Origin of the sequence: Kitasatospora sp. NPDC051702, assembly GCF_040681575.1 — a bacterium.
Taxonomy (GTDB): Bacteria; Actinomycetota; Actinomycetes; order Streptomycetales; family Streptomycetaceae; genus Kitasatospora.
On record NZ_JBFAZB010000007.1, the window covers coordinates 1 to 10013 of the forward strand.

A 10013-nucleotide genomic window follows, 5' to 3' on the forward strand; every position below is an offset into this window, starting at 1 on the left:
CACCCCGTCCTCACCATCACCATCGAGGAAACCCTCGACACCGCCACCGCCATCCCCACCCTCCGCCGCCACGAAGGCAACCGCACCCGATACCTCACCTCCCTCGCCCACGCCTGGACCCACGGACTCCCCGTCCACTGGCACCTCACCGGACACCACACCGACCTCCCCACCTACCCCTTCCAACGCGCGAGGTACTGGCTGGAGCCGGAGCCGGCCGAGGCCACCGCCCCGACCGATGACGGGCTCTGGGCGGAGCTGGCGCAACAGGACGTGACGGAGCTGTCGGCCGCGCTGCGGGTCAGCGCCGACAGCCTCGACGAGGTGCTTCCCGCGCTGTCGCGGTGGCGCGGCGGGCGGGCCGTCGAGGCCCGGGCGGACGGCTGGCGGTACCGGATCGGCTGGCGGTCACTGGCGCTGCGGCCGGTGGCGGCGCCGGCCGGCCGGTGGCTGGCGGTGCTGCCGGAGGCGGGCGAGGGCGCCGAGCTGGTCGACGCGCTGGCCGCCGCCGGGCTGGACGTGGCAGTGGTACGGGCGGCCGGTGGGCCCGGGGAGGGGCGGAAGTCGCTGGCGGCCCGGCTGCTGGAGGCGGTGGACGGCGCTCCGGTGGCCGGGGTGCTGTCGCTGCTGGCCCGGGAGGGCCGGGCGCATCCGGGGTTCGCCGAGCTGCCGGGGGCGGTGGCGCTGACCCTGGCCCTCGTCCAGGCGCTGGGCGAGGCCGGGATCGGTGCCCCGCTGTGGTGCCTGGTGACCGGGACGGCGGTGCTGGGTGGGGGCGAGCGGCCGGGCGATCCCGTCCAGGGCGCGGTGGCGGGGCTGGCCAGGACCGTGGCGTCGGAGCACCCGGAGCGCTGGGGCGGTCTGGTCGACGTTCCGGAGGTGCTGGACGGGCGGGCGGCCGGGCGGCTGTTCGCGGTGCTGGCGGCGGGCGGCGACGAGGACCAAGTCGCCGTGCGCTCGACCGGTGTGCACGGGCGGCGGCTGCTGCCCGCCCCGGTGGCGACGGGCGCGGGCGCGGCGAGCTGGCGGCCGGACGGCCCGGTACTGGTGACCGGCGGGACGGGCGCGGTGGGCGCCCGGGTGGCGCGGTGGCTGGTCGCGCAGGGCGCCGAGCGGGTGGTGCTGGTGAGCCGCCGCGGTGCGCAGGCGCCGGGTGCGGCGCAGCTGCGGGCCGAGCTGGGCCCTGCGGTGGTGGTGGCGGGTTGTGATCTGGCGGACCGGGAGGCGCTGGCGGCCGTGGTCGCGGAGCACCGGCCGCGGGCGGTGGTGCACGCGGCCGGGGTGCTGGACGACGGGATGCTGGACGCGCTGACGCCGGAGCGGATGGCGGCCTCGCTGCGGGCGAAGCTGACCGGCGCCCGGCACCTGGAGGAGGCGACGGCGGGGCTGGAGCTGTCGGCGTTCGTGGTGTTCACCTCGCTGATGGGTGTGGTCGGCAACGCGGGGCAGGGGAACTACGCGGCGGCCAACGCGGCGCTGGACGCGCTGGTGGCGCGGCGCCGGGCGGCCGGCCTGCCGGGCACCTCGATCGCCTGGGGTGCCTGGGGCGGTGCCGGGGACGACGGGGCCGGCGCCGGCATGTTGAGCGCCGAGGTCGCCGGGCGACTGCGGGATCGCGGGCTGCCGGCGATGGCGCCCGACGCGGCGGTCACCGCGGTGGGGCGGGCGCTGCGCGAGGGTGACGAGCTGGTGGTGGTCGCCGAGGTGGACTGGCGCCGGTTCGCCGCGGCGGGCGGGCTGCGGCCGGCCCTGCTGGAGTCGCTGCCCGCCCCGGCCGGCCGTCCGGACGCGACGCCCGGGGCTCGGGACGCGACGGCCGGACGGCCTGCGGACGGCCCGGAGCGGGCCGGGGGCCTGGCGGGTCGGCTGGCGCAGCTGCCGGCCGGTGAGCGGCTGCACGTGCTGACCGACCTGGTGCGGTCCCACGCGGCAGCGGTGCTGCGCCACGGCGACACCGCGGCGCTGGCCCCGGGCCGGGCGTTCGCCGAGCTCGGTTTCGACTCGCTGACCGCGGTGGAGCTGCGCAACCGGATCGGCGCGGCCAGCGGGCTGCGGCTGCCCGCGACGGCGCTGTTCGACCATCCGACGCCGCTGGCGCTGGCCGGCCGGCTGCTGGCGGAGCTGGGCGACATCGGGACACCCGACCGTACGAGCGGCAGCGCCCGCGGCAGCGCGGACGACCGGGCCGCGACCGGGCCGGATGCCGCAGGCACCGCCAGCGAGCCGCTCGCGGTGGTCGGCATGGCCTGCCGCTTCCCCGGCGGGGTGGCCGACCCGGCCGCGTTCTGGCAGCTGCTGGCGGAGGGCCGGGACGCGGTGGGTGACTGGCCGTCGGACCGGGGCTGGGACCTGGCGGGCCTGTACGACCCGGATCCGGACCGGCCGGGCACCACGTACAGCCGTCAGGGCGGGTTCCTGCACGACGCCGCCGGGTTCGACGCCGAGTTCTTCGGGATCTCGCCGCGCGAGGCGCTCGCGATGGACCCGCAGCAGCGCCTGCTGCTGGAGTCCGCCTGGGAGGCGCTGGAGGACTCGGGGCTGGACCCGGCCGGGCTGCGGGGCAGCCGGACGGGCGTCTTCGTCGGCACCAACGGGCAGGACTACCTGTCCGTCCTGGAGGGCGCGCCGGGAGCGTCCGAGGGTCACTTCCTGACCGGGAACACCGCCAGCGTGCTGTCCGGCCGGATCTCCTACGCGCTCGGCCTGGAGGGGCCCGCGCTGACCGTGGACACCGCCTGTTCCTCCTCCCTGGTGGCGATCCACCTGGCGGCCCAGGCGCTGCGCCGCGGCGAGTGCGACCGGGCGCTGGCGGCCGGGGTGACGGTGATGAGCACGCCGAAGCTCTTCGTGGAGTTCAGCCGGCAGCGCGGGCTGGCGCCGGACGGGCGCTGCAAGGCGTTCTCGGCGGCCGCCGACGGCACCGGCTGGGGCGAGGGCGTCGGGGTGCTGGTGCTGGAACGGCTGGCGGACGCCCGCCGCGCCGGGCACCGGGTGCTCGCCGTGATCCGCGGCTCGGCCGTCAACCAGGACGGCGCCAGCAACGGGCTCACCGCCCCCAACGGGCCGTCCCAGCAGCGCGTCATCCGGGCCGCCCTCGACGACGCCGGACTCACCGCCGCCGACGTCGACGCCGTCGAGGCGCACGGCACCGGCACCCGCCTCGGCGACCCGATCGAGGCCCAGGCCCTGCAGGCGGTGTACGGGCGGGGCCGTCCGGTCGGCCGCCCGCTGCTGCTCGGGTCGGTCAAGTCCAACCTGGGGCACACCCAGGCCGCCGCCGGCGTGGCCGGGGTGATGAAGACGGTGCTGGCGCTGCGGCACGGCGTGCTGCCGCGCACCCTGCACGTGGACGCGCCGAACCCGCACGTGGACTGGTCGGCGGGCGGGGTCGAGCTGCTCACCGAGGCCCGGCCGTGGGAGACCGGCGGCCGGCCGCGGCGGGCGGGCGTCTCCTCCTTCGGCATCAGCGGCACCAACGCGCACGTGATCGTCGAGCAGGCCTCCGAGCCGGAACCGGCCCCGGCTCCGACCGCGGAGCCGGCGCCCGCCGGGCGGGCGGGCCTGCCGCTGCTGCTGTCGGCCCGCGGTGACGCCGCCCTGCGGATCCAGGCGGAGCGGCTGGCGGGCCTGCTGGCGGAGCGTCCGGAGCTGGACCCTGCGGAGCTGGGCCGGGCCCTGGCCGCCGGGCGGGCCGGGCTGGAGCGGCGCGCGGCGGTGCTCGGCACCAACCGGGAGGAGCTCGGCGAGGGCCTGCGGGCGCTGGCCTCGGGCACCCGGTCGGCCCGGGTCGTCACCGGCGCCGTCACCGCGGCGGGCCGGACGGCCTTCCTGTTCCCCGGTCAGGGCAGCCAGCGGGCCGGTGCCGGGGCCGGGCTCTACCGCGACGAGCCGGTGTTCGCGGACGCGCTGGACGAGGTGCTGGCCGCGCTCGCACCGCACCTGGACCTGCCGCTGGCCGAGGTGATGTTCGCGGAGCCGGGCAGCGCGCGGGCGGCGCTGCTGGAGCGCACCCGCTACACCCAGCCGGCCCTGTTCGCCCTCCAGACCGCGCTGCTGGCACTGCTGCGCCACCACGGGGTGGAGCCCGACCTGCTGCTCGGGCACTCCGTCGGCGAGCTCTCCGCGGCGCACGCCGCCGGGGTGCTGGACCTCGCGGACGCCTGCGCGCTGGTCGCCGCGCGCGGCCGGCTGATGGACGCGCTCCCGGGCGACGGCGCGATGGTGGCCGTGGAGGCCGAGGAGGCCGAGCTGGCGGCGGCCCTGGCCGACCCCGCGGTCTCGCTGGCGGCGGTGAACGGGCCGCGCTCCTGCGTGCTGTCCGGCGAGCGGGAGGCCGTGCTGCGGGCCGCCGAGGGGTTCCGCGCCGCCGGCCGGCGGGTGAAGCGGCTGGCCGTCAGCCACGCCTTCCACTCCGCGCTGCTGGACCCGATGCTGGCGGAGTTCCGGGCGGTGGCGGAGGGTCTGACGTACCGTCCTCCCGTCCTGTCGGTGGTCTCGAACGTGACCGGCGGGCCGGCCGGGGCGGAGCTGCTGTGCTCGCCCGGGTACTGGGTGCGGCACGTGCGCGGCACGGTGCGCTTCCTGGACGGGGTGCGCGGGCTGCGCGCCGAGGGGGCCGGCACCTTCCTGGAACTGGGCACCGGCGGACTGCTCTCGGCGCTCGTCCAGGAGTGCCTCCCGGACGCGCCCGGGGGCGCCGTGCTGCCGCTGCTGCGCGAGGACCGGCCCGAACCGGAGGCGCTGACCGGCGCGCTGGCCCGGCTGTACGTGCGGGGCGTGCCAGTGGACTGGCGGCACGGCGGACCGGGCGCGGAGCGGGTCGAGCTGCCGACGTACCCGTTCCGGCGCCGCCGGTTCTGGCCGGAGCGCCCGGCCGCGGCGGCGGACCCGGCGGCGCCGGAGCGGTACCAGGTCGGGTGGCAGCTGCTGGCCGACCCGGCGGCGGCCCGGCTGACGGGCGAGTGGCTGCTGCTGGTCCCGGAGGACGGCGACGCCGGGGACGGCTGCGCGCGGGTGCTCGCGGCGGCCGGGGCCGGGGTGCGGACGGTGCGGGTGCCCGCCGGGGCGGGGCGGGCCGAGCTCGCCGGGCTGCTGGCCGGGCCCGCCGACGAGGCCGGGAGCGAGGGGCTGCCGGCGGGCGGGGTGGTGTCGCTGCTCGGCGGCACCGGCCGGCTGCTGGAGCTGGTGCAGGCACTCGGTGACGCGGGGCTGCGGGCGCCGTTGTGGTGCGTGACCCGGGGTGCGGTCACCGTGGGGCAGGACGAGGGCGCCCGGCCGGAGCAGGCCCGGCTCTGGGGCCTGGGGCGGGTCGCCGCGCTGGAGCACCCGGAGCGGTGGGGCGGGCTGGTCGACCTGCCGGCCGGGCCCGGCGAGCCGGACACCGCCGCCTGGCGCGGGCTCTGCGCGGTGCTGGCGGCCGCCGACGGCGAGGACCAGGTGGCGGTGCGCGCGGGCGGCCTGTTCGGCCGGCGGCTGCACCGGGCCCCGGCCCCCGCCCCGGCGGAGCGGGCCACCACCGGCCGGCCGTCCGGGACCTGGCTGATCACCGGGGGCACCGGAGGCCTGGGCGCGCAGCTGGCCCGGCGGCTGGCCGGCTCCGGCGTCGGGCACCTGGTGCTGGCCGGCCGGCGCGGGCCGCAGGCGCCCGGGGCGGCCGAGCTCGCGGCGGAGCTGACCGCCCACGGCGTCCGGGTCACCCTGGCGGCCTGCGACGTCACGGACCGGGACTCGCTCCGGGCGGTGCTGGACGGGCTCGGCGGGGAGCGGGTGAACGCGGTGGTGCACGCCGCGGGCCTGACCTCGGGGACCCGGCTCGCGGACTGCACACCGGACGCCCTGGCCGCCGAGTCGGCGGCGAAGGTGGCGGGGGCGGACCACCTGGACGCGCTGTTCGACGGGCCGGACGGGCAGCAGCTGGACGCCTTCGTGCTGTTCTCCTCGGTGTCGGCGGCCTGGGGCAGCGGCGGACAGGGCGCCTACGCGGCGGCCAACGCCCACCTGGACGCGTTGGCCGCGGACCGGCGCGCCCGCGGGCTGGTGGCGACCTCGGTGGCCTGGGGGCCGTGGGCGGGTGACGGCATGGCGGCCGGCGCGGTCGGCGAACGGCTGCGGGCGCACGGGCTGATGCCGATGGCCCCGGAGGCGGCGCTGGACGCGCTGCGGCTGGCCCTGGACCTGGACGAGACGCACGTCGTGGTGGCGGCCGTGGACTGGCCGCGGTTCGGGCGGGCCTTCGAGTCGGCCCGGCGCAGCCCGCTGCTCGCCGGACTGGTCCCCGCCGCTCCGCCGGCGCCGGAGAACGACGCCGACGCCGAGGCCGGCGAGGAGTCCGCGGGCGTGCGGCTGCGCCGCCGGCTGGACCCGCTGACCGGGCCGGCCCGGCTGCGGATGCTGGTGGAGCTGGTCCGGGCGGAGGCCGCGGACGTCCTCGGCCACGCCGGCGCGCAGCAGCTGGAGGCCGAACGGCCCTTCCGGGAGGCCGGCTTCGACTCGCTGACGGCCGTGGAGCTGCGGAACCGGCTGGTGGCCGCCTGCGGCCGGGAGCTGGGGGTGACGGTGGTCTTCGACCACCCGACCGCGGCCGCGTTGGCCGGGCACCTGCACGCCGAGCTGTACGGCGCCACGCCGGACGACGCCGAGCCGGCCACGGCCGGGGCGGCCGCCGCCGGGCTTCACGTCGCCGGGCTTCACGTCGCCGGGTCGGCCGGTACGGACCCGACGGCCGACGCGCCGCCGGCCGGGGAGCCGCTCGCGGTGGTCGCGATGGCCTGCCGCTTCCCGGGCGGGGTGGACTCCCCCGAGGAGCTGTGGCGGCTGGTCTCCGAGGGCCGGGACGCGGTCGGCGCCCTGCCCACCGACCGCGGTTGGCCGCTGGAGTCGCTGGTCAGCGAGGACCGGGACGCGCCCGGCACGTTCTACGCCCGGGCGGGCGGGTTCCTGACGGATCCGGGCGCCTTCGACGCCGGGTTCTTCGGGATCTCCCCGCGCGAGGCGCTGGCGATGGACCCGCAGCAGCGGCTGCTGCTGGAGACGGCCTGGGAGGCGGTGGAGCGGGCGGGCATCGACCCGGCGTCGCTGCGCGGCAGCACGGGCGGGGTGTTCCTGGGCCTGGCCTCGCAGGGCTACGGCACCGGCCCGCAGGACCCTGCGGCGGACGTCGAGGGGCACCTGCTCGCCGGGAACGTCACCAGCGTGGCGTCCGGCCGGATCGCGTACACGCTGGGCCTGCAGGGCCCGGCGGTGACGGTGGAGACGGCCTGCTCGTCCTCGCTGGTGGCGCTGCACCTGGCGGGCCAGTCGCTGCGGGCCGGGGAGTGCTCCTTCGCCCTGGTCGGCGGCGCCGCGGTGATGGCGAGCCCGGACGTGTTCGTGGAGTTCAGCCGGCAGGGCGGGCTCTCCGCGGACGGCCGCTGCCGGTCGTTCGGGGACGGCGCCGACGGCACCGGCTGGGGGGAGGGCGCCGGCGTCCTGCTGGTGGAGACGCTGGCCGAGGCGCGGCGGCTCGGGCACCCGGTGCTCGCCGTGGTCCGCGGCAGCGCGGTGAACCAGGACGGCGCCAGCAACGGGCTGACGGCGCCGAACGGGCAGGCGCAGCAGCGGGTGATCCGCCGGGCGCTGGCCAACGCGGGCCTGACGGCGGCGGAGGTGGACGCGGTCGAGGCCCACGGCACCGGCACCACCCTGGGCGACCCGATCGAGGCCGAGGCGCTGCTCGCCACCTACGGCCGGGACCGCGCCGCCGACCGGCCGCTCTGGCTGGGCTCCCTCAAGTCGAACATCGGCCACACCCAGGCCGCCGCGGGCGTCGCCGGGGTGATCAAGTCGGTGCTGGCGCTGCAGCACGGCGTGCTGCCGCGCACCCTGCACGCCGAGGAGCCCACCCGGAAGGTCGACTGGTCCGCCGGGGCGGTCCGCCTGCTGACGCAGGCGCAGGAGTGGCCGCGCAGCGGGCGGCCGCGGCGGGTCGGGGTGTCCTCCTTCGGGATGAGCGGCACCAACGCGCACGCGATCGTGGAGGAGGCACCGGCGCTCACCGGGGGCGTTCCGGAAGCCACCGGGGGCACGCCGGAGGCGGCCGGGGAGGCGTCGCCCGCGGACCGGGCGCTGCCGTGGCTGCTGTCGGCCCGCAGCCCGGCGGCGCTGCGCAGCCAGGCCGGGCGGCTGCTGGCCCGGCTCGACGCCGACCCGGGGCTCGACGCCGGCGAGGTGGCCCGCACGCTGGCCGGCGGCCGGGCGGTGTTCCCCCACCGGGCGGCGCTGCTCGGCGGCGGCCGGGAGCAGCTGCGGGAGGAGCTGGCCGCGCTGGCCGACGGGCTGCCGTCGGCGGGGGTGGCGGAGGGCCGGGCCCGCGGCGGGACGGTGCTGGTGTTCCCCGGGCAGGGGGCGCAGTGGGCCGGCATGGCCGTCGAACTCCTGGACTCCAGCGAGGTGTTCGCCGCCTCCATGGCCGACTGCGAGGCCGCCCTCGCCCCGCACGTCGACTGGTCCCTCACCGACGTCCTACGCACCCACGACCCCCTCGACCGCGTCGACGTCGTCCAACCCGCCCTCTTCGCCGTCATGGTCTCCCTCGCCACCCTCTGGGAATCCTGGGGCATCACCCCCGACGCCGTCCTCGGCCACTCCCAAGGCGAGATCGCCGCCGCCGTCGTCGCCGGCGCCCTCACCCTCGAAGACGGCGCCCACGTCGTCGCCCTGCGCAGCAAAGCCCTGCGCCGCATCGAAGGACAGGGCGGCATGGTCTCGGTGTCGGCGGGGCCGGAGCGGACCGCCGAGCTGCTGCGCGGCTACGGGGACGCGCTGTGCGTGGCCGCGGTGAACAGCCCGGAGGCGGTGGTGGTGGCCGGGGCGCCGGAGCCGCTGGCGGCGCTGCTGGCGGACTGCGAGCGGGCCGGGGTGCGGGCGCGGCTGATCCCGGTCGGGTACGCGGCGCACTCGCCGCGGGTGGCGGAGGTGCGGGAGCGGCTGCTGGCCGACCTGGCGCCGGTGCGGCCGCGGGCCGCGAGGGTGCCGCTGTACTCGACCGTGACGGGCGGGGCGCTGGACGGCGCGGAGCTGGACGCCGACTACTGGTACCGCAACCTGCGCGAGCCGGTGGCCTTCGCGGCCGCGACGCGGGCGCTGCTGGAGGCCGGGCACGGCCTGTTCGTCGAGGTGAGCCCGCACCCGGTGCTGGTCGCGGCGGTGGACAGCTCGGCGCAGGCCGCCGGGCGACCGGCGGCGGCCGTCGGCACCCTGCGGCGGGACGACGGCGGGCCGGAGCGGCTGCTGCGCGCGCTGGCCGAGGCCTGGGTCTGCGGGGCGGGCGTCGACTGGCCCGCCGGCCGGGCGGCCCGGCCGGACCTGCTGCCGACCTACCCGTTCGAGCGGGACCGCTACTGGCTGGCGACGCCGGGCCGCGGCGGCTGGGCGACCGGCCCCGACCGGGGGCCCGCCGGCGTGCCGGACCCGGCGCCGCAGGACGGCCCACCGACCGATCCGGGGGCGGAGCTGGCGGCCCGGCTGGCGCCGCTGGACGAGGGCGACCGGCGGCGGGTGCTGCTGGAGCTGGTGTGCGCGCACGCGGCCGCCGCGCTCGGGTACGGCCGGGCGGCGGACGTGCCCCCGGAGCGGGCCTTCGCCGAGCTGGGCTTCGACTCGATGCTCGCGGTGCGGTTCCGCAACCGGCTGTGCACGGCCACCGGTCTCGCGCTGCCGCCCACGGCCGTCTTCGACCATCCGAGCCCGGCCGCGCTGGCCGCCTTCCTCCACGGGGAGCTGTGCCCGGAGCCCCGGGGGCCCGCCGAGGCCGAACTCGACCGGCTGGCCGCGGCGTTGGCCGCCCTGGACCCGGGCGATCCGGGCGCCTCGGCGGTCGACGGCCGGCTGCGGGAGCTGCTGCGCGCCTGGGGCGAGCGGGCCGGTGCCGGTCCGGACCGGGGGGCCGGGCCCGGCGCCGCGGCGGAGCTCGGCACCGCGACCGCCGACGAACTGTTCGACCTGCTCGACAACGACTTCGGAATGGCCTGAGGGAG

General features: G+C 79.1%; 1 protein-coding gene. It reads left to right on the forward strand.

Translation table 11 applies throughout. The features are described 5' to 3' along the window. Positions 1-10008: SDR family NAD(P)-dependent oxidoreductase (locus tag AB0N04_RS08735; RefSeq protein ID WP_363363762.1), on the forward strand; the 10008-nt coding region annotated here is incomplete at its 5' end. Between the last annotated feature and the right edge of the window lie 5 nt (positions 10009-10013).